Annotated in this window: 20 protein-coding genes and 1 pseudogene; 8 read left to right on the top strand and 13 right to left on the bottom strand. The window is 73.5% G+C overall.

All coding sequences use genetic code 11. From position 1 onward, the window contains the following. Window positions 1–733, bottom strand: a 733-nt coding sequence (locus ABZ923_RS24585) for a polysaccharide deacetylase family protein (RefSeq protein WP_361475442.1), incomplete at its 3' end; no start/stop codon positions are given. 128 nt (window positions 734–861) lie between these two features. Beyond that, window positions 862–4,143 (bottom strand): bifunctional lysylphosphatidylglycerol synthetase/lysine--tRNA ligase LysX, encoded by a 3,282-nt coding sequence (gene lysX / locus ABZ923_RS24580; protein WP_361475440.1) that lies wholly within the window; start codon window positions 4,141–4,143, stop codon window positions 862–864. Between the two features lie 98 nt (window positions 4,144–4,241). Here lysX and ABZ923_RS24575 point away from each other — a divergent pair, with 98 nt between their 5' ends. Together ABZ923_RS24575 and ABZ923_RS24570 are read left to right on the top strand one after the other, a co-directional pair. Then, complete coding sequence (locus ABZ923_RS24575) at window positions 4,242–4,718, top strand: universal stress protein (protein WP_361475438.1); 477 nt, start codon at window positions 4,242–4,244, stop codon at window positions 4,716–4,718. A gap of 116 nt (window positions 4,719–4,834) precedes the next feature. Further along, window positions 4,835–6,265: an amino acid permease gene (locus ABZ923_RS24570; RefSeq protein ID WP_361475436.1), complete on the top strand. Its 1,431-nt coding sequence runs from the start codon at window positions 4,835–4,837 to the stop codon at window positions 6,263–6,265. Here ABZ923_RS24570 and ABZ923_RS24565 read toward each other — a convergent pair whose 3' ends face one another. Further along, entirely contained in the window at window positions 6,266–7,414 is a 1,149-nt protein-coding gene (locus ABZ923_RS24565) for a CapA family protein (protein WP_361475434.1), read from the bottom strand. A 217-nt stretch (window positions 7,415–7,631) separates the two neighbouring features. On the opposite strand from ABZ923_RS24565, the gene ABZ923_RS24560 reads away from it, so the two are divergent. The 4 genes from ABZ923_RS24560 (at window position 7,632) to ABZ923_RS24545 (ending at window position 10,310) form a co-directional block, all read left to right on the top strand. Then, the gene (locus tag ABZ923_RS24560) at window positions 7,632–8,180 is read left to right on the top strand and encodes a sigma-70 family RNA polymerase sigma factor (protein ID WP_361475432.1); all 549 of its coding nucleotides are present in this window, start codon (window positions 7,632–7,634) and stop codon (window positions 8,178–8,180) included. Between the two features lie 140 nt (window positions 8,181–8,320). Beyond that, window positions 8,321–8,836, top strand: a complete 516-nt coding sequence (locus tag ABZ923_RS24555) for a hypothetical protein (protein ID WP_361475430.1) — start codon at window positions 8,321–8,323, stop codon at window positions 8,834–8,836. Window positions 8,837–8,987: 151 nt separating this feature from the next. Beyond that, window positions 8,988–9,644, top strand: a complete 657-nt coding sequence (locus ABZ923_RS24550; RefSeq protein WP_361475428.1) for a zf-HC2 domain-containing protein — start codon at window positions 8,988–8,990, stop codon at window positions 9,642–9,644. Between the two features lie 78 nt (window positions 9,645–9,722). Beyond that, entirely contained in the window at window positions 9,723–10,310 is a 588-nt protein-coding gene (locus ABZ923_RS24545; RefSeq protein WP_361475426.1) for a hypothetical protein, read from the top strand. 8 nt (window positions 10,311–10,318) lie between these two features. On the opposite strand, the gene ABZ923_RS24540 is transcribed toward ABZ923_RS24545, so the two are convergent. The 3 genes from ABZ923_RS24540 to ABZ923_RS24530 all read right to left on the bottom strand — a co-directional run bounded on the left by ABZ923_RS24540 (window position 10,319) and on the right by ABZ923_RS24530 (window position 14,599). Further along, window positions 10,319–11,182 (bottom strand): DNA-formamidopyrimidine glycosylase family protein, encoded by an 864-nt coding sequence (locus ABZ923_RS24540; protein ID WP_361475424.1) that lies wholly within the window; start codon window positions 11,180–11,182, stop codon window positions 10,319–10,321. Window positions 11,183–11,238: 56 nt separating this feature from the next. Next, window positions 11,239–13,305 carry a SpoIIE family protein phosphatase gene (locus ABZ923_RS24535; protein WP_361475422.1) on the bottom strand — a complete coding sequence of 689 codons (2,067 nt, stop codon included), beginning with the start codon at window positions 13,303–13,305 and terminating at the stop codon, window positions 11,239–11,241. 61 nt (window positions 13,306–13,366) lie between these two features. After that, window positions 13,367–14,599: a DUF6777 domain-containing protein gene (locus ABZ923_RS24530; protein WP_361475420.1), complete on the bottom strand. Its 1,233-nt coding sequence runs from the start codon at window positions 14,597–14,599 to the stop codon at window positions 13,367–13,369. Between the two features lie 126 nt (window positions 14,600–14,725). Here ABZ923_RS24530 and ABZ923_RS24525 point away from each other — a divergent pair, with 126 nt between their 5' ends. Next, window positions 14,726–16,147, top strand: a complete 1,422-nt coding sequence (locus ABZ923_RS24525) for a lipase maturation factor family protein (RefSeq protein WP_361475418.1) — start codon at window positions 14,726–14,728, stop codon at window positions 16,145–16,147. Here ABZ923_RS24525 and ABZ923_RS24520 read toward each other — a convergent pair. Continuing rightward, complete coding sequence (locus tag ABZ923_RS24520) at window positions 16,135–16,446, bottom strand: amidohydrolase family protein (RefSeq protein WP_361475416.1); 312 nt, start codon at window positions 16,444–16,446, stop codon at window positions 16,135–16,137. The genes ABZ923_RS24525 and ABZ923_RS24520 overlap by 13 nt on opposite strands. Between ABZ923_RS24520 and ABZ923_RS24515 the strand changes: the two are divergent. Beyond that, window positions 16,403–16,549, top strand: a pseudogene (locus ABZ923_RS24515) (GntR family transcriptional regulator); the annotation flags it as partial. The gene ABZ923_RS24520 and the pseudogene ABZ923_RS24515 sit on opposite strands and share 44 nt — an antisense overlap. 13 nt (window positions 16,550–16,562) lie before the next feature. Here ABZ923_RS24515 and ABZ923_RS24510 read toward each other — a convergent pair. From ABZ923_RS24510 to ABZ923_RS24485, 6 genes are all read right to left on the bottom strand, one after another. Then, window positions 16,563–17,030 carry a DUF4231 domain-containing protein gene (locus ABZ923_RS24510; protein ID WP_361475414.1) on the bottom strand — a complete coding sequence of 156 codons (468 nt, stop codon included), beginning with the start codon at window positions 17,028–17,030 and terminating at the stop codon, window positions 16,563–16,565. Window positions 17,031–17,147: 117 nt separating this feature from the next. Then, the gene (locus ABZ923_RS24505) at window positions 17,148–20,168 is read right to left on the bottom strand and encodes a glycoside hydrolase family 38 C-terminal domain-containing protein (protein ID WP_361475412.1); all 3,021 of its coding nucleotides are present in this window, start codon (window positions 20,166–20,168) and stop codon (window positions 17,148–17,150) included. Window positions 20,169–20,196: 28 nt separating this feature from the next. Then, entirely contained in the window at window positions 20,197–22,230 is a 2,034-nt protein-coding gene (locus ABZ923_RS24500; protein WP_361475410.1) for an endo-beta-N-acetylglucosaminidase, read from the bottom strand. Continuing rightward, window positions 22,227–23,483: a glycosyl hydrolase gene (locus tag ABZ923_RS24495; RefSeq protein ID WP_361475408.1), complete on the bottom strand. Its 1,257-nt coding sequence runs from the start codon at window positions 23,481–23,483 to the stop codon at window positions 22,227–22,229. The genes ABZ923_RS24500 and ABZ923_RS24495 overlap by 4 nt, the downstream gene beginning before the upstream one ends. Window positions 23,484–23,509: 26 nt before the next feature. Beyond that, window positions 23,510–24,415 (bottom strand): carbohydrate ABC transporter permease, encoded by a 906-nt coding sequence (locus tag ABZ923_RS24490; RefSeq protein ID WP_361475406.1) that lies wholly within the window; start codon window positions 24,413–24,415, stop codon window positions 23,510–23,512. Next, window positions 24,412–25,299, bottom strand: a complete 888-nt coding sequence (locus ABZ923_RS24485) for a sugar ABC transporter permease (protein ID WP_361475404.1) — start codon at window positions 25,297–25,299, stop codon at window positions 24,412–24,414. The genes ABZ923_RS24490 and ABZ923_RS24485 overlap by 4 nt, the downstream gene beginning before the upstream one ends. Between the last annotated feature and the right edge of the window lie 4 nt (window positions 25,300–25,303).

Below are 25,303 nucleotides of genomic sequence, written 5' to 3'. Positions count from 1 at the left end.
CGTCGTGGTGCTCTCCCACGACGCCGGGGGCGGCGCCGCTCTCCACCCGGTCCACGATGGTGTCGGTGCCGGGCTCCATCCAGTCGGTGGTGTCCACGGTCCAGGCCATCGGCTCCATGCCCAGCTGGGCGCCGAGCTCGAACGCGGCGCGGTTCCAGGCGCCGTAGGGTGCGCGGAACCACTGCGGGCGCTCGCCGTAGGCGTCCTCGATGGCGTCGCTGGTGCTCTCCATCTCGGAGCGGATCTCCCCGCGGTCCAGCTCGGTCAGCAGCGGGTGCGTCCAGGTGTGGTTGCCGACCACGTGGCCCTCGTCGGCCATCCGGGCCAGCAGTTCCCTGTTCTCCACGACACACTCGCCGCACACGAAGAACATCGCCCGTACGCGGTACTTGGCGAGGGTGTCCAGGATGTGCGGGGTGTACTCCGGGTGGGGGCCGTCGTCGAAGGTCAGCACCATGCGCCGGCCGCGTCCGGAGATCTGCAGGACGGGTTCGTCACGCACCTTCAGCCTGCGGGGTGCGGCGCGCGGCGGGCCGTATCCGGTGAGCGGCTGGAGCCGGAAGGCGGAGGGATTGAGGGCCTGGCGGGCCTGCGGGCCGGCGACGGGGGCCGCGGCGGTCCCGGCGGTCTCCCCGCCGCCCGCCACGACGACCCCGGCGGTGCCCGCCGCTCCCAGAGCGGCGACGCCGGCGAGGAGCATCCGGCGCCGCGTGAACAACTGATCCTTCTGCATGATCCATCAGTCGCCCCACCGGGCTCCGGCGCACCCCGACGGCACCGGTGCGGCGGCGGAATGCACCCGGACAGCGCAGTGGCCGTACCTCCCGGAACACGTGTCCGAGCGCGGGCCCTTCGCGCGGGTCAGCGGCGGCGCACGAGCGGGAACGGGAGCGTCTCGCGGATCGTCAGGCCGGTGAGGAACATGACGATCCGGTCCACGCCGAGGCCGAGGCCGCCGGTCGGGGGCATGGCGTAGGCGAGGGCCTGGAGGAAGTCCTCGTCCAGTTCCATGGCCTCCGGGTCGCCGCCGGCGGCCAGCAGCGACTGCTCGGTGAGCCGGCGGCGCTGTTCGACGGGGTCGGTCAGCTCCGAGTAGGCGGTGCCGAGTTCGGTGCCGAAGGCCACGAGGTCCCAGCGCTCGGCGAGCCGCGGGTCGGTGCGGTGCTGCCGGGTCAGGGGGGAGACGTCGGTCGGGAAGTCCTTGTAGAAGGTGGGCGGTCCGGTCCGGTGCTCGACCAGCCGCTCGTACATCTCCAGCACCACGTCACCGGGTCCGTCGTCGGCGGTGTACGGCACCCCGGTGCGGTCGCAGAGCCGGTGCAGCCGCAGCAGTTCGGTGCCGGGGCCGATCTCCTCCCCGACCGCCTCGGAGACCGCCCCGTACACGGTCCTGACCGGCCAGGTCCCGGAGATGTCGTACTCCGCGCCGTCCTTGCGGACCACCGGGGAGCCCGAGGCGGCGGTCGCCGCGGCCTGGACCAGTTCACGGGCGAGGTCGAGCATGACGTCGTAGTCGGCGTGGGCCTGGTAGGCCTCCAGCATGGTGAACTCGGGATTGTGCTTGTGCGAGACGCCCTCGTTGCGGAAGGTGCGGCCCAGCTCGAAGACCTTCTCCAGGCCGCCGACGCACAGCCGCTTCAGGTACAGCTCGGGGGCGATGCGCAGGTACAGGTCGAGGTCGTAGGCGTTGATGTGGGTGGTGAAGGGGCGGGCGTTGGCGCCGCCGTGGACCTGCTGGAGCACCGGGGTCTCGACCTCCAGGTAGCCGCGGTCGAGCAGGCCCTGGCGCAGGGCCTGGACGGCGGCGGAGCGGGCGCGGACGACGGCGCGGGCGTCGGGGCTGGTGATCAGGTCCAGGTGGCGGCGGCGGACCTTGGCCTCGGGGTCGGTCAGTCCGCGGCGCTTGTCGGGCAGCGGGTGCAGGCACTTGCCGGTGAGCTGCCAGGAGGTGCCGAAGACGGTGGGTTCGCCCCGGTCGGACAGGCCGGCGCGGCCGGTGACGGTGATGTGGTCGCCGATGTCGATGTCGGCGGTGAAGCGGTCCAGGGCCGCCGGGCCGGAGCCGTCACGGGTGAGGGCGATCTGGTGGTCGCCGGACCAGTCGCGCAGCACGGCGAAGACGATGCCGCCGAAGTCGCGGACCAGCAGGACGCGTCCGGCGACGGTGACGTCCGTGCCCGGGGTGACGTCGGCGAGGGCGTGGGTCGGCGCGGGGACGCCGACCGGGTAGGGGTCGGTGCCGGTGGCGCGCAGCCGGTCGAGGGTGCGGTACCGGACGCGGACCTGGTCGGGCAGGCCCGCGTCCGGGGCGGCGGGCCCGGCCTGGTCCCCTCCGTCGAGGCCGAGCGCCTGCACGGACGGCGGGACCGCCGTTGCGGCGGGCCGCCGTCCGGTTCCCGGGTGCCCCTTTCCCCAGAGTTTGCGCAAGCTGGGTACGGAGACGAAGCCCTCGGCGATGCCGGAGGCGAGGCCGATGCGGGCGAGGGCGGCGGTGTCGCCGTAGCAGAGGAAGCGCGGGTACCACTCGGGGCGGTACTTGGCGTTGGAGCGGTACAGCGCCTCCAGCTGCCACCAGCGGGAGAAGAACAGCAGCAGCCGGCGCCAGAGCCGCAGGACCGGTCCGGCGCCGATGCGGGCGCCCTCCTCGAAGACCGACCGGAAGACGGCGAAGTTCAGCGAGATGCGGCGCACGCCCAGTTTCGGCGCGGCGGCGCACAGTTCGGCGACCATGAACTCCATGACGCCGTTGGGGGCGGTCCGGTCACGGCGCATCAGGTCCAGGGAGACGCCGTCGCGGCCCCAGGGCACGAAGGAGAGCAGGGCGAGCAGCCGGCCGCCCTCGCCGAGGGCCTCCACGAGCAGGCAGTCGCCGTCGGCGGGGTCGCCGAGCCGGTCCAGGGCCATGGAGAAGCCGCGCTCGGTCTCGGTGTCCCGCCAGGCGTCGGCCTTGCCGACGATCTCCTCCATCTCGCGTTCGGTGAGGCTCGCGTGCCGGCGGATGCGGCAGACGGCCCCGGTACGGCGGACCCGGTGCACGGCCTGCCGGGTGACGCGCATCTCGCGTCCCTGCAGGTCGAAGGAGGCCACGTGCACGATGGCCTCGTCGCCGAGCTGGAGGGCGCCCAGGCCCGCGCGGGCGCAGGCGCGGGCGCCGGCCTCGGAGGCGCCGATCACGGCGGGCGCCCAGGCGTGCCGGCGGGCGACGTCCAGCCAGGCGTCGATGGCGTGCGGCCAGGCCTCCGGGTCGCCCACGGGGTCCCCGCCGGCCAGGCACACGCCGACCTCGACACGGTAGGTGACGGCCGCCTTGCCGCTGGGTGAGAAGACGACGGCCTTGTCGCGCCGGGTGGCGAAGTAGCCGAGGGAGTCCCGTTCGCCGTACGCCTTCAGCAGGGCTCGGATGCGGGCCTCCTCGTCGCCGTGCAGGGCGGCCTCCAGGCGCTGCGAGCGGAACAGCGCGGCGGCGGCGTTGAGCAGGGCGAGGGCGCCGAACAGGCCGAGCAGGAAGGTGATCTCGCGCGGTGGGCGGCCGGCGAAGGAGCCGGCCGAGACCAGTCCGCCGCACACCCGGTCGGCCGCCCAGGCCAGGTGCTGGCCCGCCGGGAGCGTGCCCGGGAAGAGCAGCACCAGGCCCCAGCCGAGCAGGATCGCCACGGCCAGCCCGGCCAGCAGCACGGCCAGGGCCCGCCACACGGCACCGCGGCGGGAGGCGGCGTAGAACTCGTGGCGGGCCAGGACCAGCAGGAGCAGCAGCAGCGCGCACAGCACCAGGGACGGCAGTGAAGCGGTGTACAGGCCGGCGGCCGCGCCGAGCGCGTCGGTGAGGACCAGCAGGCCGAGATAGACGACGACCAGCCACCAGGCGACCTTCTTGCGGGCGGCGGTGGCGCCGGCCAGCAGGAACAGGAAGACGGCGTAGGCGAGGTTGGCGCTGACGGGGACCAGGAGCAGGTCGAGGGTGCGGGCGACCGGGCGGAGCGGGCCGCGCAGCGGGGGGACGACCGCGAGCAGGGCGCACAGCAGGCCGAGCGCGGCGAAGAGGGTCGCGAAGGCCTCCGGGACCCAGCCGAGGCGGCCGCCTGCGGGCGGACGTGCCGGGGCCGTGGCGTCCCCGCCGGCGGCGGGCTCCGCGGTGGCGGTCATGGTTCCGACTCTAGGAAGGGGTGCCGCGGCTCGCCCGTCGAGCGGTCCGGGCAGCCGCCGCTTCTTCGGGAACGGTCGGTTCCGATAGCCTCACGGCCGTGACGGAACAGCACGAGCAGCACTCGCCCGCACACCGGTTCGAGCGGGGCACGGACGGTCCGAAGGTCATCGTGGTCGGGGTGGACGGCTCCGACTCCTCGATGCGGGCGGCCGCGTACGCGGCCGGCCTGGCCCGGCGCCAGCACGCGCTGCTGGCGGTGGTGTACGTGCAGCCGGTGCTCGCCGCCGGGGCGGCGCTCGGGGCACCGGTGGCGGAGACCACCGACGAGATCGCCGAGGACCTGGTCGCGCAGATCCGGGAGGGCGCCGAGCGGCTCAAGGGGATCTTCGAGGTGCGCTGGGAGTTCCACACCTTCCGCGGCGACCCGTACAACGGGCTGGTCAAGGCGGCGGACGAGCTGAAGGCGGACGCGGTCGTGGTGGGCGCCTCGGAGCAGGCCGGCCACCGGATCATCGGCTCGGTGGCGGTCCGCCTGGTCAAGACGGGCCGCTGGCCGGTGACGGTCGTACCGTAGGAGGCCATAGCCACGGGCCCCGGTCGGCCGCCGTGCGTGGTGTCTTCCCTGCGGGTCCGTGCTGAGCCATCATGATCCGCCGTCAGCCGTTTGCCGTCGGCGAAGAGGTGAGGCGTATGGCCAAGCTCCGTGCGGGCGAGGGGATTCTCCGCCGCAAACCCATCGAGCACATCGAGGAGACCGAGGTCGGCGAGGGCACCCGGCTGGACAAGTCGCTGGGGCTCTGGCAGCTGACCGCCATCGGTGTCGGCGGCATCATCGGAGCGGGCATCTTCACGCTGGCCGGCACGGTGGCGAACGGCACGGCGGGGCCCGCGGTGCTGGTTTCCTTCCTGATCGCCGGTGTCGCGAGCGCCTGCGCCGCGCTGTCGTACGCCGAGTTCGCCGGGATGATCCCGAAGGCGGGCTCGGCCTACACCTACGGGTACGCGGTGCTCGGCGAGTTCGCGGGCTGGTTCATCGGCTGGGACCTGCTGCTGGAGTACACCGCGATCGTGGCCGTGGTGGCCATCGGCATCTCCGGCTACTTCGGCTTCCTGGTCGAGGCGATGGGCGCGCACCTGCCCGCCTGGATGCTGGGGGCGCCCGGTACGGGCTCCGGGCATCGGGTGGACCTGTTCGCGGTGGTGCTGTGCCTGCTGATCGCGTGGCTGCTGAACCTGGGGATCCGCAGCGCGGCCCGCTTCGAGACGTTCGTGGTCGTGCTGAAGGTGCTGGTGGTGCTGCTGGTGATCGGCGTGGGCGTGTTCCACATCGATTCGGGCAACTACAGCCCGTTCTTCCCGTTCGGCATCAGCGGGGCGTTCACGGGCGCCGCGACGGTGTTCTTCGCGGTGTTCGGCTACGACGCGATGTCGACGGCGGCCGAGGAGTCGAAGGACGCCCAGCGGCACATGCCGAAGGCGATCATCTACTCGCTGGTGATCTCCATGGTGCTGTACGTGGCGGCCTGCCTGGTGCTGACCGGCATGCAGAACTACAAGGACATCGACAAGGAGAGCGGCTTCTCGACGGCGTTCAAGTCGGTGGGCCTGGGCGCGCTGGCGGACGTGATCGCCGTCGGCGCGATCATCGGCATCCTCACGGTGATGTTCACGTTCATGCTGGGCGTGACCCGGGTGTGGTTCTCGATGTCCCGGGACGGGCTGCTGCCCCGGTGGTTCGCCAAGACGCACCCGACGCGGCACGTGCCGACCCGCGTGACCTGGATCGTCGGGGCGGCCTCGGCCGCCATCGCCGGGTTCGTGCCGATCGGCGAGGCGGCCGAGCTGACCAACATCGGCATCCTGCTGGCGTTCGTGGTGGTGTGCACGGCGGTGATCGTGCTGCGCTACCGGCAGCCGGAGCTGCCGCGCTCCTTCCGGACGCCGGGGATGCCGGTGGTGCCCGCGCTGGGTGTCGTCTTCTCGATCTGGCTGATCACGTTCCTGCAGTGGCAGACGTGGGTGCGGTTCGCGCTGTGGTTCCTGATCGGCTGCGTGATCTACTTCGGCTACTCCTACCGGCGCTCGGTGCTGGCCACCGGGCAACGCGCCGGCCGGGGCTGATCACTCCGCCATGACCAGGCCGTCCTGGGCGGCCCCCCGGCTGAGCACGACGTTCCTGATGCGGTCGCGCACCGCCTCCAGCTCGGCGCCCTGGGCGATGGCGTGGTTGAGGTCGAGGACGCGGCCGGCGTCCAGGTCGTACAGCTGCGGGACGAACTCGGCCTTGGCCACCCGCCAGGGCTCGCCCGGCCGGGCGGGCGGGGCGAAGGTGAAGCGGCCGAGGGTGGACTCGTTGCCGCGCGGGTCCTGGGCGCCGTCGCCGTTGTACATCTCGCCGGCGATCTGGTCGCCCATGCCGTAGACCACCCAGGTGCCGTTGACCTTCTCGTACGCCTGCGGGACGTGGGCGTGGGTGCCGAGGATCAGGTCGATGTCCGGGTGGCCGTCGGTGGCCGAGGCGGTGAGCCGCTGGGCGAGGGAGAGCTGGAGCCGGTCGGGCTCGTCCTGCCACTCGGTGCCCCAGTGGACGGAGAGCACGACCACGTCGGCGCCGCCCCGCCGGGCGGCGCGGGCGTCGGCGATCATCCGGTCGGCGTCGATCAGGTTGACCGCCCAGGGCTGTCCGGGTGGCATCGCGTTGCCGTTGGTGCCGAAGGTGTACGACAGATGGGCGACCTTGGCCGAGCCCGCCCGCAGCATCGTGACCGTGCGGGCCTCGGTCTCGCTGCGGGCGGTCCCGGAGTGCCGCAGACCGGCCTTGTCCATGGCGTCGAGGGTGCGCTGGATGCCGGCGGCCCCGTCGTCCAGGGCGTGGTTGGAGGCGGTGGAGCAGCCGTCGTAGCCGGTCGCGGCGAGGCCCGCGGCGATCTGCGGCGGGGACTTGAAGACGGGGTAGCCGGCGTAGTCGCCCTCGGCGCCGTAGACGGTCTCCATGTGACACAGTGCCAGGTCGGCGCCGGAGACGACGGGTGCGACGCCGGCCAGCATGGGGCGGAAGTCGTGGCCGTTGCCGCCCGCGTCGTAGGCGGCCCGTTCGATGACGGAGGTGTGCGGCAGGACGTCCCCGGAGGCGACGAGGGTGAAGCCGCCGGGCGCGGCGGGCGCCGAGCGTCCCTGGGCGCCGGTCTCCCGGTGCTGGTTCTGGCAGGCCGCCCCGGCCGCGAGGACGGCGGTCAGGGCCAGAGCCACCTGCTGTCTGCGTCCGATCATCAACTCACCCCAAGATTGTCGTATATACAGACGAAGCCGTGACGGGCATATGGGTATGAATCTGATGTGCCGGATAAACAGCCCGGGTCGTGTCATTAGCCCGTCCGGTGGCCCGGCGTACCGCTCGTCCGACCGTTCGCCGACGCGATCGACCGTCCGTCGCACGACCGGGCCCGCCCCCTGTCCGCCGGGCCGCGCCCTGCGCTGCGATACGGCCATGACGGCCGGAACCTCACTCACCCCCGGGACGACGACCGCCGAGCACGAGCTGGCCGCGCTCCAGCGCGAGCACGGCGGCCCCCTGTTCGCCCTGCTGTTCAGGCTCTGCGACGGAGACCGGCAGCGCGCCGAGGACCTCGTGCAGGAGACCCTGGTGCGCGCCTGGCAGCATCCCGAGGCGCTGCACGCCGACGACTTCGACTCGGTACGGCCCTGGCTGCTCACCGTGGCCCGGCGGCTCGCCATCGACGCCCGGCGGGCCCGGCAGGCGCGGCCGCCCGAGATCGGCGACGAGATCCCCGAGAACGCGCGGGTGACCGCCGACCACGCCGAGCGGGCGGCGGCGATGCTGGACGTCCGGGAGGCTGTGAAGACACTCACGCCCGAGCACCGTGACGTCCTGGTACTCGTGTACTTCCTCGGGGCCAGTGTGGCGGAAGCGGCGCAGACCCTGGGCATTCCACCCGGTACGGTGAAATCCCGCGCGTACTACGCGCTGCGCGCCCTGCGCCGGGTCCTTCCCGGTTACACGGCCGACCTGCGGTGAAACCGGAAGCCTGGTCAAACCTCGGTAAAGCGCCTTGCTGTGGCCCCCGTTCGGGCAATGGGCTGTCCTCATCCGCGTTCCGGTCGGGGGCGGCCCCGGGTTCGGGTGACGCGCACGCACCGGAGGAAGGGCAGGAAGGGATGCTGCACAGAGGGCACGAGAGCACGGACGGCACCGACGGCGGTGAACTGGCCGTCCCCATGGCCTGGTTGTACGCCGAGTACATCGCCGACGAGCTGCTGCGCACCGGCGATCTGATGCCACCGACGTCCTTCGAGTTCCGGGCCGGCCGGGACGCGCTGGCGCTGACCGTCTTCCTGTCCGACACCGACGGGGAGCTGTCCGGCATCCGGGTGATCTCCCAGCTGGAGAACTGGCTGTCGCTGACCGCCTACGACCAGCCGTGGCGGGACTGGGTGCGGGCGCGCATGGCCGAGCTGACGGAGCGGGCGGCCGGCTCGGACGCCCCCGACCCCGACCTGGCGCTGGCGGCCGACGCCTGGCGGTGGCTGGAGGAGACCGAGCTGCTCGCGCCGGACCTGGACGCGGTGCCGGGCGGCGGCGGGGTGTTCGGGGAGGACGACGGGCCGAAGGTGTGGACACCGGCCTGGCGGCTCGGACTGCCCCTGGGGCACCTCGCGATCCACCTCTTCTGAACCTTCCGGAATTCACACCAATCCGCGGGCCGGGCCGCTCCGAATCTCTTGTCCGCGATTCTGTGCGCGGCTTGAGTGATTCGGCGGTCGGCTGCGTACGGGTGGGAGCAAGGAGTAACCCCACCCACACCCATCGGCACGAGGATTCGGCATGAGGTCCCTGGAAAGGCATCGCGACGTCGGCGCGTACGCGCTCGGCGTGCTGGACGAGGCGGAGGCCTTCCGCTTCGAGGACCACCTCATGGAGTGCCCCCAGTGCGCGGCACACGTGACCGAATTCGGGGCGACCACCCGGCAGTTGATGCTGTACCGCCGGGCCACGCCGCGATTCGTGCACCCCATGACACAGCCCGGCCCCCGGCTGCTGGACCGGCTGCTCGGCGAGCTGGCGCACCGGCACCGGGCGCGTCGCCGCCGGCTGCTGTACGGACTGGCCGCCTCCGTGGCGCTGGCCGTGGCCGGCCCGGGGACCGTGGCCTTCTCCAGCCACACGGAGCCGGCCGCGGCACACGTCACGGCGGCGACCGACCCGCGGACCGGGGTATGGGCGCAGGTCACCTCCGCGGACCGGGACTGGGGCAGCGACCTGCGCCTGGAGGTCAAGGACGGCTCCGGGGCGCACACCTGCCGGCTGGTCGCGGTCGGCCGCGACGGCAGCGAACAGGTGGTCGCCGGCTGGACCAACCCGGGCGACGGCACCCGGCCCACCACCACGATGGGCGCGGCGGCGATGCACCCGGACCAGATCGAGCGCTACGAGGTCCGCACGACGGAGGGAAAGGTGCTGGTCACGGTAGGGACACGGTAGCGACGCCGGACCTTGACCGAAGATTCATCTTAGGTAAGCCTTGCCTGAGTTTTGCTGTGAATCTTCCAGGAGCAGTCCGTGTCCGCAGTGCCCGAACCCCCCGTGTCCCCCGTGTCCCCCGAGGCGACCTCCGCGTCACGGCTGGGCCTGTACGACACGTGGTGGACGGCCGGCGCGGCGGCGGCCGGTCTCTGTCTGGGTCTCGCGGCCTGTGCCTGGGTCTCGGTGCACCTGCGCGTGGACGCCACTCTGCACACCGCCGCCCTCTTCGTCCACCTCGCCTCCCTGGTGCTGGGCTTCGGTGCCGTGCTGGCCGCCGACTACCACGCCCTGCTCTGGCTGACCGGTCGCTGCTCCCTGACGGAGGCCCTGGACGGCACCGCCCGGCTGCACGTGCCGATCTGGGCCGGGCTCGCCGGACTGGTGGCCAGCGGAGTCCTGCTCCACCCCGACCTCGGTGCCCCCCTCACCCGGGTCAAGCTCGCCCTGGTCCTCGGGCTCGCCCTCAACGGCCTGCAGGCCGGACGGCTCGCCCGGCGCATGCGCGCCCGACAGGACGGCTCCGTGGCGCCGCGCCTGCTCGTCCGGTGCGCCGGCACCGCGGTGGTGTCCCAGGTGTGCTGGTGGGGAGCGGTCGTCATCGGCTTCCGCAACAGCCAGCGCTGACCCCGGGCTCACTTCAGCAGGCGGGACAGCCGGCGGTCGGCCAGCGGCTTGCCGCCCGTCTGGCAGGTCGGGCAGTACTGGAGCGAGGAGTCGCTGAAGGAGACCTCGCGGATGGTGTCGCCGCACACCGGGCAGGGCTCGCCGGTACGGCCGTGGACGCGCAGGCCGCTCTTCTTCTCCGACTTCAGCCGGCCGGCCGCCACCCCGCGGGAACGCTCGACCGCCTCGGTGAGCGTGTCGCGCAGCGCCGTGTACAGCCGGTGGGTCTCCTGCGGGGTGAGGGACGCGGCGAGCTTGAACGGGGACATCTTCGCGGCGTGCAGGATCTCGTCGCTGTAGGCGTTGCCGACGCCCGCGATCAGCGACTGGTCGCGCAGGGCACCCTTCAGCTGCCGCCGTTCGTCCCGGAGCAGGGCGGCGAAGCGGTCCTCGTCGAAGTCGGCGGCGAGCGGGTCCGGGCCGAGGCGGGCGATGCCCGGGACCTCACGCGGATCGCCGACGACGTACACGGCGAGCCGCTTCTGGGTGCCGGCCTCGGTCAGGTCGAAGCCCTCGCCGGTCTCCAGCGCCACGCGCAGCGCCAGCGGGCCCTTGCCGGGCTTCGGCGGGCCGTCCGGCAGCCGGTCCTTCCAGTGCAACCAGCCCGCGCGGGCCAGATGGACCACGAGGTGCAGCCCGCCGTCCGTCTCCATGTCCAGGAACTTGCCGTACCGGCGCACGGCGGTCACCGCGCCGCCCTCGACGGCGCCGACCGGGGGGTCGTACGTCTTCAGCACGCTGACGGCGACCGGCAGCACCCGCACCACCCGGCGGCCGACCAGGTGCTCGGTGAGGAAGTCCGTCAGCGCTTCTACCTCGGGCAGTTCCGGCATAGGTCCAGGGTGCCATCCGGCACCGACAACGCCCTGCGGTCGGCCCGGCCGGTGCCTCACGGCAGCCGGAACTCGCACCACACCGCCTTGCCGCCGCCCCGCGCCTCCACGCCCCATCCGTCGGCGAGCCGGTCCACGAGGAGCAGACCGCGGCCGGACACCCGGCTCTCCCCGGCGTCCCGGCGCCGGGGCAGCGCGCTGGAGGAGTCCTCGACCTCGATGCGCAGCCGGCGGCCACCGCCGGACAGGGCCCGCAGGGTGACGATCGCGGAGCCCTCGGTGTGCACCAGCGCGTTGGTGATCAGCTCGTCGGCGGCCAGCTCGATCTCGTAGGCGCGGTCGCGGGCGCCCCAGGCGCGGACCGCGGCGCGGATCATGTGCCGGGCCTGGACGAGGGCCTCCGGGTCGCCGGGCGCCACGTGCTGCCGGAGCCGGCCGCCGACGGGCGCGGTCTCGGGGGTGCAGCGGCGCAGCAGGAGCAGGGCCACGTCGTCGTCGCCGCCCTGCTCCTCGGACAGCCGGATCAGCCGGTCGGCGAGGTCGCGCACTTCCTCCGGGCCGTCCGCGACGAATGCGGCCAGGGCCCGCATGCTGTCGTCGAGATCGGTGCCGGGCTGTTCGACGAGCCCGTCGGTGCACAACAGCAGGGTGTGCCCGGGATCGAGTTCGAGGGTGGCGACCGGGTACTCCAGCCGGCCGAACTCGGCGGACAGGCCGAGCGGCAGTCCGCCCTCGACGGTGATCCGGGCGCAGCTGCCGTCGCGGTGCCGGATCAGTGGGTCGATGTGCCCCGCCCGGACCACCTGGACGACCCCGGTGGACAGGTCGGCCTCGGCGTACAGGCAGGTGGCGAACCGGTCGGTGTCGAGTTCGTGCAGGAAGACGGAGGCGCGGGCCATCACGGTGGCCGGGGTGTGGCCCTCGGCGGCGTAGGCGCGCAGCACGATCCGCAGCTGGCCCATGACGGCCGCCGCGTGCGTGTCGTGGCCCTGGACGTCGCCGATGACCGCGCCGACCCGCCCACCGGGCAGCGGGATGAGGTCGTACCAGTCGCCACCGATGTCCCGGTCCAGGGCGGCCGAGCGGTAGCGGACCGCGATCTCGGCGCCGCGGACGCTGGGGATGGTGCGGGGCAGCATGGCCTGCTGGAGGCCCTGGGCGAGGTCCTTCTCCTGTTCGAAGAGCATGGCCCGCATGAGGCTCTGCGCGATGCTGCTGCCCAGGGCGACCAGGACGGCGCGTTCCTCGGCGGAGAAGCCGCGCCGGTCGTCGTAGAGCAGGCCCATGGCGCCTATCGGACGGCCCTGGGCGATCAGGGGCAGATAGGCGGCCGAGGTGATGTGCAGGTCGGTCAGGTGCGGCCAGAGGATCGGGTAGCCGGCCGCGAACTCCTCCGGGGACTCGATGAACCGGGGGCTGAGGGTGCGGACGACCTCGCTCATGGGGTACTGCTCGTCGATCCGGGTGATGCGGGTGCCGGGGACGGAGGCGCCCGCGGGCCCCTCGGCCACCAGCCGGATCCGGCCCGCCTCCACCAGACCCATCACCAGGCTGGCCGCGCCCAGGTGGCGCACGCCGTGGGTGTCCTTGAGGACGTCGATGACGTCCTGGACGCTGCGGGCGTGGGCGAGGGCGGCGGAGATGACCTGGACGACGCTGGTCTGCTGCCGGAAGGCCTCGTCCTGGGCGGCCCGCAGGCTGCGGGCGGTGCTGTCGGCGAGTTCCTGGGTGGCGTCGCGGACGATGCCGACGACCCGGCGCGGGCGGCCGGTCTCGTCGCGCCGGATGTAGCCCTGGGTATGGGTCCAGCGCAGGCTGCCGTCGCGGCAGCGGATGCGGAAGTAGGTGCCGTAGTTCTCGCTGCCGTCCTTGATCGCGCGGGCGACGACCGCGTCCAGCCGGGCGGCCTCCGGCGGCGGCACCCGTACGGCGAGGGTTTCCGGGCGCTCGTCGTACTCCTCGGGCCGCAGGTCGAACACCTCGAAGGCCTGGGCGTCCATGTGGAAGAGACCGGCGTCCAGGTCCCAGTCGAAACTGCCCATGCGGTTGAGCGCGAGGACGGGGTCCGGGTGTGCAGGCCAGCCCTCCGGGAGTGACAGGGCGCTCGCGCCCCGATCGGCCATGGGGCCCACACTGCCAGGATCCGGCCGATTCTTCGACCTGATCGGCGGCCTGACCGGGGGTTCAGCCACCGGGCAGGCCGGCGGGGCCGCCGGGGGCGGTGCCGGTCGTGCCGGGGGTGGCGGTGCCGGATCCGGCGGCGGACGGGCCGGCCGGGGTCGGGCCGGCGCCGTCGGGCGCGCCCTGGATCCGGGGGGCGCCCGTCTCGCCGGAGGGGCCGGGCGAGGGGACGAGGGAGAGGACGGGATCGGGGGCGGGGTCGCGGGCGGGGTCGCGGGCGGGGTCGGAGGGGGGATCGCCGGGGGGCGGAGACTCGGCCGCGGTGGTGGCGGTGGCCGGGTCCGGGGAGCCGGTACGGCGGTCCGGTGCCGCGGAGCCGGAGGGCGACGGCGGTACGGCGCCGGGGTCCGGGGAGACGGCCGGGCCGCTGTCGCCGGGGCTGGGCTGCCCGGTGACCGCCGCTCCGGCGTCCGCCCGGCCGGGGTCGGCCCGGCCGGGGTCGGCCGGGCTGGTGGCGGCGCCCGGGGGCCTGGGCACGACCCGGTCCCGGCGGACATCGGGGCCGACCCGGCGCTCGATCCAGGTACGGGTCGCGGCGTCGACGATCGTGAGGCTGGTGACGGTGCGGGACGCCGGGGCCACCACGACCACCTGGTTCGGCCGGTAGCCGGCCCACGGGGTGCCGCGGGCACCGGCGCCGCCGCGGGTCGGCGCGGGCTCGTCCAGCGGGTTGCCGCAGGCGCAGCGCACCCGGGGCATGCCCCGGTTGTCGACGAGGACGGCGGTGCCGGCCTGGAGCACGGCCTGGTAGGGGGACGCCTCGCGGCCGCGGTAGGCGTGGTTGGTGACGCGGGTGTCGGCGCCGAGGAAGACCGGGGTCAGGCCGCGCAGATAGCCGGGGAGCGCCGCCCGGGTGACGCCGGCCACCCCGGCGAAGGCATCCGCCCTGGCCTCGTCCGCCGTCAGCCGGCGAATGTGCCGCTCGACGTCGCAGCCGGCGACGCGCGGGGAGCCCCGGTACAGGCCGGGTGTCGCGCCGGACAGGGTGCGCGCCGCGCGCAGGGGCGCCTCGACGTCGCCACGCTGGACCCGGGCGGTGGCCCGCGGGGACTCTGGCCGCGGGACGCCGGTGTCCGTGGACTCGGTGAAGGGCCCCGGCCCCCGCTCGGTGGCGGTCTGCAGGAGGACCAGCTCCCCCGCCGTGGTCTGCTTGACGCCGGTGCCCGCGCAGCCCGCGACCAGGAGCGTCACGAGGACGACGCAGGCCGTGACGATGGATCGGGTGGGTATCCGCACCGCACACTCCGCATCACTGTGGGTGATTACGCCCTATTGTTGGCATTGCCCAGCTTTGGCTGGCAACTCGGGAACCGTCGTGAAGAGACAGGCGCCGGTGTCCCCGCACAGGAGGCGCGCACAGCCGTGGACTGGTTCACCGCACCCGACTACTGGCTGAGCCGGCTGGTCCTCCAGCGGGCTCTGGCCGCCCTGTACCTGGTCGCGTTCCTGACGGCGGCCCTGCAGTTCCGGGCCCTGCTGGGCGAGCGCGGGATGCTGCCGATCCCCCGCTTCACCGCCCGGGTGGGGTTCCGGCGCGCCCCCAGCCTGTTCCACCTGCACTACTCCGACCGCTTCTTCGCGGCCTGCGCCTGGACGGGCTGCGCGGTGGCGGCGGCCCTGCTGGCCGGGGCGGACTCCGCGCTGCCGCTGTGGGCCGGGATCCTGCTGTGGCTGGTGCCGTGGGCGCTGTACCTGTCGATCGTCAACGTGGGCCAGACGTGGTACGCGTTCGGCTGGGAGTCGCTGCTGCTGGAGACGGGGTTCCTGGCCGCGTTCCTCGGCAACGACGAGGTGGCGCCGCCGCTCGTCGTGCTCTTCCTGCTGCGCTGGATCCTGTTCCGGGTGGAGTTCGGCGCCGGGCTGATCAAACTGCGCGGCGACGCCTGCTGGCGGAAGCTGACCTGCCTGTACTACCACCACGAGACCCAGCCGATGCCGGGCCCGCTCAGCTGGTTCTTCCACCGTCTGCCGAAGCCGCTGCACCGGGTGGAGGTGGCCGCCAACCACGTCACCCAGCTGGTCGTGCCGGTCCTGCTGTTCACCCCGCAGCCGATCGCCTCGGCCGCCGCCGCCCTGATGATCGTCACCCAGTTGTGGCTGGTGCTGTCCGGGAACTTCGCCTGGCTGAACTGGATCACCATCGTGCTGGCCCTGGCCGCGCTCCGGCTGCCGGCGACGGCGCCGTCCGTGCCGGCGGCGCCGCTGTGGTACGAGGTGCTGGTGCTCGCGGTCGCCGCGCTGCTCGTCTTCCTCAGCTACCGCCCGGTGCGGAACATGGTCTCCCGCCGCCAGGTGATGAACCGCTCCTTCGATCCACTGCACCTGGTGAACACCTACGGCGCGTTCGGCAGCGTCAGCCGGGTGCGCTACGAGGTGGTGGTCGAGGGCACGCTGGACGACGCCCCGCGCCCGGACTCCGACTGGCGGGAGTACGCGTTCAGGGGCAAGCCCGGCGACCCTCGGCGCTGGCCGCGCCAGTTCGCCCCCTACCACCTGCGCCTGGACTGGCTGATGTGGTTCGCGGCGCTGTCGCCCGGCTACGCCGGGGAGTGGTTCGGCGCCCTGGTGGAACGCCTGCTGGAGAACGACCGGGACACGCTGAGGCTGCTGCGCCGCTCCCCGTTCCCGCCGGACACCCCGCCCCGCTACGTCCGGGCCCGGCTGTTCCGCTACCGGTACACGAGCTGGCGGGAGCTGCGGGAGACGGGGGCCTGCTGGGAGCGGACGTTCGTGCGGGAGTACCTGCCGCCGACGCGGCTGGCGGGGGTGGCTCAGAGGTCGTAGACCCGGGCCGCGGTGCCCTCGGCCGGCGCGGCCCGCTCCGCCTCCCCGAGTTCCGCGGTCAGCTCCCCGGTGAGGGCGTGGACCTCGGTGTACGACATGGCCGGCGTGCACACCGGCCGGTCCGAGCCGGCCATCAGCCGGCCGGGGCCGAAGACGTCCAGGGCCGTGTCGGTGTACGGGCGCCGGCCGGCGGGGGTACGGGCGCCCGGGGCCGTCTCGGTGACCAGGCCGGAGAGCCTGGCGACGGTGTCGGGCAAGGAGGGTGCCTTCGCCCGCACCCGCCGCGAACCCGCCGCCATCCACCGCGCCCTCGCCGCCCGCGCCCCGGAGGCGGCGCGCGCGGCGGTGGCGGCCCACGTGGGTGAGGTCGAGGAGCGGCCCCGGACGCAGCCGGGGCCCTGACCGGCCCCTCGCATCAGGCTCCGACCGGGGGCCCGGGCACTTCCGGGCGCCCGCTCTGCGTCTCGGACCAGGCGCGCAGTTCGTTCGCGCTGACCTCCTCGACCACCGCCTGCAGGGCCTGCCGGGCCGCCGCGTCGCGTTCGGTCTCCGGCAGGAGCAGGTAGCGGTCGAGTGCCCGGCGCAGCGACTCCCGCGCCTGCGCGGCCAGCACCCAGCGCGAGCCGGCGCCGTACAGCTGGCGCATGCCGGTGAAGAAGACGGCACCGCCCGCGATCAGCGCGGTCAGCCAGGCGGGGGCGTGCAGCCCGGCGGCGACGACGGTCACCGACGTCGACAGCAGAGCGCCGAGCTCGGTGGCGTGGTGCAGCCGCCGGGCGCGGTCGGAGGCCCGCGCGTAGAACGCCATGTCCCTTCGGACGAGAGCCAGCAGGGGATCCGGCTCCGCGGCCCAGGAGTGGTCGGGCACCCTTCTTCGTCGCATCGGCACATCATCGTCGCCGGACCCGGGCCGGGGAAAGCCCGGCCGATGGGCGACGGGCGGTGGGGAGGGACGGCCGGTGGGCAAGGGCGGCCGCCGGGCCCCTCGCCCACCGCGGGTTCACGCCCTGCGCAGCCGCAGGGTCACGAGTTCGAACGGGCGCAGCCGCACGGTGACGCGGTCGCCGTCCCGCACCGGCGGCGCCCCCTCCTCCCACGGCCGCTCCAGCAGGTCCGTCGCCGTGACCTCCGCGACCTCGAAACCGGCCGTGAGGGTGGCCCAGGCCCGGCCGCCGTGGGCCTCGTGGAAGCGGACGACCACGTCTCCGCTGCCGTCGTCGGCGAGCTTCACCGCCGTCACCACCACCGCGTCGTCGTCGACCGTGACCAGCGGCGCGACCTCCCGGGCTCCGGTCAGGCGGCGTTCAGGCAGGTTGACCCGCCAGCCCTCGCGGACGGCGTCGGCGATCGAGGCGCCGGGCAGCAGGGCGTGCCGGAAGCGGTGGACGCCCTGGTCGGTCTCGGGGTCGGGGAAGCGGGGGGCGCGCAGCAGGGACACCCGGACCGTGGTCGTCGTACCGCGGTCGCCGTCGGTGCGGACCGTGCGGGTGACGTCGTGGCCGTACGTCGAGTCGTTGACGACCGCCACGCCCCAGCCGGGCTCCGCCAGATGGACGAAGCGGTGGTTGCAGGCCTCGAACTTCGCCGACTCCCAGGAGGTGTTGGTGTGGGTGGGACGGAAGACGTGCCCGAACTGGGTCTCGGACGCGTACCGTTCGGCGTGCAGGTCGAGCGGGAAGGCCAGCTTCAGGAACTTCTCCGTCTCGTGCCAGTCGACCTCGGTGTCGATGAGCAGCCGCCGCTCCCCCGGCGGCAGGGTCAGCAGCTGGGTGACCCGGGAGGAGCCGAAGGCCCGGACGACGCGCACCGAGGCGCCGTCCTCGCCGGCCGTGACCGACTCGGCGTCGGTGAGGTCGGTGACGGTGTTGCGGTAGAAGGAGTCGACGTCCCAGGCGTCCCACATGTTCGGGAAGTCCGGGTGGAGCTGGAGGAGGCCCGCGGCCCGGCCGGGCGCGACGGTCTCGCGGTCGGCGGCGGTGTCGTAGGCGGAGACGACCAGGCCCCGGGCGTCGACGGTGATCCGCAGCAGTCCGTTGTCCAGCGTGAACCCGCCGTCCTCGCGCGGGGCGAGCCGCGTGCGGCCCGTCACGACGGGCGGGGCGGCACCGCCCGCCGGGACGCCGTGGCCGGCGTGCGGGGCCGCGTTGAAGAGCAGTTCGGTGCCGCCCTCGCCGGCCAGGGCCCGCTGGGCCGCGCCGGTGATCCCGTTCAGCTCGGCGGCGATCCGCTCGTACGTCGCCCGTGCCTCCCGGTGCACCCACGCGATGGAGGAGCCGGGCAGGATGTCGTGGAACTGGTGCAGCAGGACCGTCTTCCAGATCCGGTCCAGCTCCTCATAGGGGTAGGGGAATCCGGTGCGTACGGCCGCCGTGGCCGCCCACAGCTCGGCCTCGCGCAGCAGGTGCTCGCTGCGCCGGTTGCCCTGCTTGGTCTTCGCCTGGCTGGTCAGGGTGGCGCGGTGCAGCTCCAGGTACAACTCGCCGACCCACACGGGCGGTTCGGGGTACTCGGCCTCGGCCTTCTCGAAGAAGGCGCGCGGAGCCTCCCAGACCACGGTCGGTGAGCCTTCGAGGTCGCGCAGCCGGGCCGCCTTGGCGACCATCTCGCGGGTGGTGCCGCCGCCGCCGTCGCCCCAGCCGGTGGGGGCGAGGGAGTGCCGGGCCCGGCCCTTGTCCCTGAAGTTCCGGGCGGCGTGCGCGAGTTCGCTGCCCTTCATCGAGCAGTTGTAGGTGTCGACGGGCGGGAAGTGGGTGAAGATCCGGGTGCCGTCGATGCCCTCCCAGTGGAAGGTGTGGTGCGGGAACCGGTTCGTCTGCGACCAGGAGATCTTCTGCGTCAGCAGCCACTTGGAGCCGGCCGCCCTGATGATCTGCGGCAGGCCCGCGGCGAAACCGAAGGTGTCCGGCAGCCACGCCTCCTCGTTCTCGATGCCGAACTCGTCGAGGAAGAACCGCTTGCCGTGCACGAACTGCCGGGCCATCGCCTCCGAGCCGGGCATGTTGGTGTCCGACTCCACCCACATCCCGCCAGCCGGCACGAACCGGCCCTCCGCCACGGCCTTCTTCACCCGCGCCCACACCTCGGGCCGGTGCTCCTTCACCCAGGCCCACTGCTGCGCCTGGGACATGGCGAACACGAACTCCGGCTCGTCCTCGATGAGCGCGGTCATGTTGGACGTCGTACGGGCCACCTTGCGCACCGTCTCGCGCAGCGGCCACAGCCACGCCGAGTCGATGTGCGCGTGCCCGACGGCACTGATCCGGTGCGCGGACGGCACGGCCGGGGCGGACAGCACGCCGGTCAGCCGGGCCCGCGCCCGCTCCGCCGTGCCGTTCACGTCCTGGAGGTCGACGGCGTCCAGGGCGCGTTCGACCGCGCGCAGGATGTCGTGCCGGCGCGCGGAGTCCACGGGCAGCTCGGCCATCAGCTCACCCAGCACCTCCAGGTCGAGCACCAGCTGCCACACGGTCTCGTCGAACACGGCGAGGTCCATGCGGGTGAGCGTGTACTGCGGTTCGCTGCCGGCGGTCTCCTTGTCGCCCAGCGGGGTGGGCCGGAAGGGGTGGTAGTCGAGGACGACCGGGTTGGAGGCGGCCTCGATGTGCAGGCGCACCTCCTCGCCGCCCGCGACGGGCGCGCCGATCCGCACCCACTGGTTGCGTGGGTTGAGCCCCTTCACCGGGGTGCCGTCGGGCCGGTAGACCAGGCCCTCGCACTGGAAGCCGGGCATGTTCTCGTCGAAGCCCAGGTCCAGCAGCGCCTCGACGGTCCGGCCGGCCCACGCCTCGGGCACCGTCCCGGTCACCCGGAACCAGCTGGTGCCCCACGGGGCGCCCCACCGGGTGCCCACCTCGATCGGCCCCGGTTCGGCGGCGAGCCCCTCCGCGACCGGCACCGGCTCGCCGGGCGCGTGCCACACCGCGACCCGGAGCGGCACGGACTCGGGGTACACGGCCGGGCGGATACGTTCGTCGAGGACGCGCCTGAGACGGGCTTCCACCAGCGTGCGGTCGTCATGCATGCGGGGTGCTCCCTGCGGGTTCCGGTGTTTACCAGGGGTGGGTGACGGTGACGGGTGCCGAGGCGTTGTAGAGCTCCCCCACCGCGCGTACTTCGAACCGTGCGGCGGTCTCGCCCTGTTCGGGCCACTGGCCGGCGGTGAACCAGGCGCGCTGGCCGGTGGCGCCGAGGAAGCGGCGGGTGCCGTCGGGGAGGAGGCGGTGGAGGGTGTAGTGGCGGACGGTGCCGGGGGCGGCGTTCCAGGCGAGCCGGAGGTCGCCGCCGTTCGCCGCGGTGACGCGGGCACCGGTGGGGGCGGCGGGCGGCGGCGGGGTGCCGTCGGGGCGGACTGCGAGGCCGCCCAGCCGCCAGCGGACCGGGCCCTCCGCCGCGGTGAGGCGGACGCCGAGGGCGTGGACGGTGCCGGACAGGCCGGTGAGCGGGACGGTCACGATCTGCCAGCCGTTGACCGACCGCACCCGGATCTTCCGGTTGACCGGGTTCACAGCACGATAGGTGTACGGCGGTGCCGCCCCCTGCTTCCCCGGTTCCGCCGTCGCCACCGCCAGCTCGACATTCACATCCCCAGCCTCGCTCCGGAAGGTCAGGTCGACAACCGTGTTCACACCGATCGGCAGCCGCGTCGCGTACAGGTCCACCACCGCTGGTTGATCCAGTTCACCGGCGACCAGCACGCTGCTCCCGCCCCGCCAGGCGTCGGCGAAATCGAAGGCGACCGCCGGCCGCTCCCCCGCCGTCCGCACCACCCACCGACGCGACGGCAGCCGGTCCTGGAGCCCCAGGTGGTTCCACGGCGCCGCCGAGGCGACGGCCCCCTCCTCGTACCAGCGCAGTCCGTGCCCGGTGTTGAACACGGACGCGAACGGCACCGAGGTCACCGTCGACCGGTCGGCCACGGACACCGCCGGCGCCCGCCAGGGATCACTCGCGTCCGGCCGCGCCGGGTCCAGCGACCGCCCGGTCCAGAACCGGTCGTCGGCCGCGTGGAAGTCCTCGGGGGCGCGCCGGTCCGCGGGCAGGTGGTTGCGGGTCCACTCGGGCCGGTAGAAACCGATGGAGGTGACGTGCGGCGTGCCGGCCGGCACGATCGCGTCCCAGTCGACACGGGTGCCGGACCCGTTCGACTCGACGTCGACGCCGGCCCACAGCTGGTAGCGGCTGCGCCCCAGCCGGTCCGCCTTGGTGCCGGAGGAGGCCAGTGTGGCCGCGCTCCACCGGAAGTCCACGAACATGTCGTCGGCGGCCTGGAAGAACGCCTGGTTCTGGCTGTCCAGGGCGCCCTGCCAGCCGACCGTGCCGTTCACGGTCATCGCGTCGTACCAGGTCACGCGCTGCCCCCGGGCCGCCGCGAGGGTCTTCAGCTCCTGGACGAAGCCCAGCACGGCCGTGCCCAGCGCGGTGTTCCCGCCCCCGGTCTCGGCGTTCACGAACCAGCCGTCGAAGCCGTACGCCGCCGCGACGGCGACGAGTTGCGCGGCGAGCGGGTAGTGCCCGGCGGCGTCCTTCTGCACCAGGTCCCGGGTCCACTGCAGCTGTCCGCCGTAGGCCACCGGCGGCAGGAAGACGTTCCCGAGGACGGGGACGCCGTGCCGGTGGGCCGCGTCCACAACGGGCGCGTTCGGCGCGAGGACCAGCCCTTCGCCGGCCGAGCCGCCCCAGAACACCAGCTCGTCGAGGTACGCCCAGTGGGTCAGGGCGTAGTGGTCGGCGGTGGCCGAGCCCTGGGAGGGGTTGCCCGAGGTCGGCCCGAAGGAGACGAGCGCCTGGACGCGGGCCCGGCCGGAGCGGGCGGTGGGGTTCGCCGGGGTCGGCGTGAAGCGGGGGGCGAGCGGCACGGTCGCGGCGTTGAAGGCGAGGTCGGGGTCGTCCGCCGCGCGCCAGCTCTTCAGGCTGCGCCAGGTGACGCCGGGGCCGGGGCTGCCGGCGGGCAGCGAGTCCGGGTACCAGTACGCGGCGTACGGCGGGGTCGCGGCGGCGGCGCGCGGGGCGGCCGCCGCGGGCGGTGCGGGGGTCAGGGCGGCGGCGCCGGCGGCGACGAGGAGGGTGCGTCTGGTGGGGTTCACGAGCGGGTGCCTCCGTGGGGCGTGGGGAGTACCTGGCCGGGAGTGACGACGTCGGTGATGCCGCGCGCGGCGAGGTGGTCCGTGTCGTCGGCGCGTGTGTCGAGGACGGTGGTGGGGCGGGCGCCGTCGGCGACGAGCCGGAAGAAGGCGTCGAAGACGTCGCCGCCGGGCGCGCAGCGGGAGCGCCGGGCGGGCTCGGCGGGTACGACCAGGGCCGTGCCGCGCACCGCCGGGGCGCGATGGGTCCGGCGGGCCGCTCCGGCGAGCACCCGGGCGATGTCCTTGGCCCGCCGGCCGTTGGTCAACAGGCCGAGGGAGTACTCGAGTTCGGGGAAGTCGGCGAGGGTGCGCGGGACGTCGTGGGAGCACCACCAGGTGACGCCCCACAGGTCCGGGCAGTCCAGGACGTGGGCGAGGGTCGCCTCGGCGAAGGCGGCGGCGTGCTCGGCGGGCACCAGGGGCGCGGGCGCGCCGACCTCCTGGAGCCACACCGGCCGGTGGGGTTCGTCCGCCCAGGCCTTGCTCAGCTCGACCAGGTAGGCGGCGTGGTGCTCGGCGGGCACCGAGGTACGGCCGTGCCGCTGGGCGGTGCCGTTGAAGACCCAGGAGTGTACGGCGGTGAGGTCGCCGAGCCGGGCGGAGTGGCCGGGGGTGAAGGGCTGGTCGTCCTGGTACCAGGCGGCGTCGTAGGAGGCGTGCAGGTGGAGCCGGCCGGGGGCGCCCTCGGCGCAGGCGGCGAGCATCCGGGTGAGCCAGTGTTCGGCCTGCTCGGCGGTGATCCGGTCGGGGTCGGGGTGGGGGCCGGCGGCGAACTGGTTGACCTCGTTGCCGACGGTCATGCCGAGGAAGTTGGGCCGGTCGGCGAGGGCGGCGGCGAGGGTGCGCAGGTAGGCGGCCTGGCCGTCGGTCACGTCCGGGTCGGTGAAGAGGTTGCGGCGGTGCCAGGTGCGGGTCCAGGCGGGCAGGAAGTCGAAGCTGCTCAGGTGCCCCTGCAGTCCGTCGACGTTGACGTCGAGGCCGCGTTCGGCGGCGGCGTCGGCGAGGGCCACGAGCTGGTCGACGGCGCGCGGGCGGATCAGGGTGCGGTTGGGCTGGAAGTACGGCCACAGCGGGAAGACGCGGACGTGGTCGAGGCCGAGGGCGGCGATCGCGTCGAGGTCGGCGCGTACGGCGTCGAGGTCGAAGTCCAGCCAGTGGTGGAACCACCCTTCGCTGGGCGTGTAGTTGACGCCGAAGCGCACGGCAGCAGGCATGCGGTGTCCTTGCACTCGGGGGAGGTTCAGCCCTTGACCGCGCCCTCGCCGACCCCGCGGAAGAAGTACCGCTGGAGGCAGGCGAAGAGGGCGATGAGCGGTGCCACGGCGATCACGGACCCGGCGGCGACGAGGCGTTCGTCGTTGGCGAAGGTGCCGTGCAGATAGTTGAGGCCGATGGTCAGGGTGAACCTGGACGGGTCGCTCAGCACGATCAGCGGCCACAGGAAGTCGTCCCAGGCGCCCATGAAGGCGAAGATCGCGACGACGGCCACGGTGCCCCTGACCGAGGGCAGGGCGACGCGCCAGAACCGCTGCCAGACGTTGGCGCCGTCGACGTAGGCCGCCTCCTCGATCTCGTAGGGCAGGTTGCGGAAGGCGCCCCGCATCAGCAGCACGTTCATCGCGCCGACGGCACCGGGCAGCACGACCCCGATCAGCGTGTTGTTCAGCCCGAGTTCGCGCATGGTGGTGAACTGGGCGATGACGATGCCCTCGACGGGTACGAGCATCGCCAGCACGAAGACGAGCGTGGTCACGCGCCGGCCGCGGTAGCGCAGCCGGGCCAGGGCGTACCCGGCGAGTGCGGAGCCGACGCAGTTGGTCACGACGCTGGCGGTGGCGACCTTCAGGGAGTTCAGGGCGTAGTCCCAGACCGGGATGGTGTCGGCGACCCGGGCGTAGTTGTGCAGGGTGGGGTGGCCGGGCAGGAACCGGGGCGGCGAGCTGTAGATGTCCTCGGTGGGGCCCTTGAGGGAGGTGGACAGCTGCCACAGGAACGGGCCGACGGTCAAGGCGAGTACGGCGAGGAGCAGCAGGTAGCGCCAGGTCAGCTCGCCGGCCCGGATCCGGCGGCCGTGCCCGTCGGTGACGCGCGGCTCCCGGGCCGCGGTGGCCGGCCGCTCGGGCCGTACCTTCTCCGGGACGCTCAACGCTCCTCCTTGCGGTCGGCGCGCAGCACGAGCAGCATCAGGACGACGGTGACGGCGAAGACGACGACGGAGAGGGCGGAGGCGTAGCCGACCCGGCCGGTGAGGCCGGTGCCGGTGCGCTGGACGAGCATGACGAGGGTGGTGTCCTCGCCGGCCGGGCCGCCGTTCGGGCCGGCCATCAGGTAGACCTCGGAGAACACCTTGAACGCGCCGACGGACGACAGCGCGGCGACCAGCACCATGGTGGAGCGCACGGCGGGCACGGTGACGGAGAGGAAGCGGCGCACCGGTCCGGCGCCGTCCACGGCGGCGGCCTCGTGCAGTTCGCGGGGCACGTTCGCCAGCGCGGCCAGATAGATGATCATGTAGTAGCCGAGGCCCTTCCACACCGTGACCGCCATGGCGCTCAGCAGGAGCAGCCACTGGTCGCTCAGGAACCCGATCCGGTCGATCCCCACGGCCTCCAGCAGGGAGTTGACCAGGCCGCGCTCGTCCAGGAGCCACACCCAGATCAGCCCGACCACGACGATCGAGGCGACGACCGGGGTGTAGAAGGCGGAGCGGAAGAAGGTGATGCCGGGGATGTTCCGCTGCACCAGCAGCGCGAGCAGCAGCGGCAGGACGACGAGGGCGGGGACGACACCGGCGATGTACAGGGTGCTGTTGCGCAGGCCGGTCCAGAACATGTCGTCGTGGAGCAGTTCGCGGAAGTTGGCCAGGCCCACGAAGTGGCCGGGGACGAGGGTGCGGCGGTCGGTGAAGGAGTTCGCCAGTGTGGAGGCGAACGGGTAGAGCACGAAGGCGCCGGTGACCAGCAGTCCGGGCGCGGCGAACAGCCAGGGGCTGAACGGCAGCTGGCGTCTGATGCGGAGGGGGGCGGCCATGGCG

Source organism: Streptomyces sp. NPDC046881 (assembly GCF_040645015.1).
In the GTDB taxonomy this organism is placed as follows: domain Bacteria; phylum Actinomycetota; class Actinomycetes; order Streptomycetales; family Streptomycetaceae; genus Streptomyces.
Note: the sequence above shows the minus strand (reverse complement) of the source record. Positions and strands in the feature narration are given on the sequence as shown.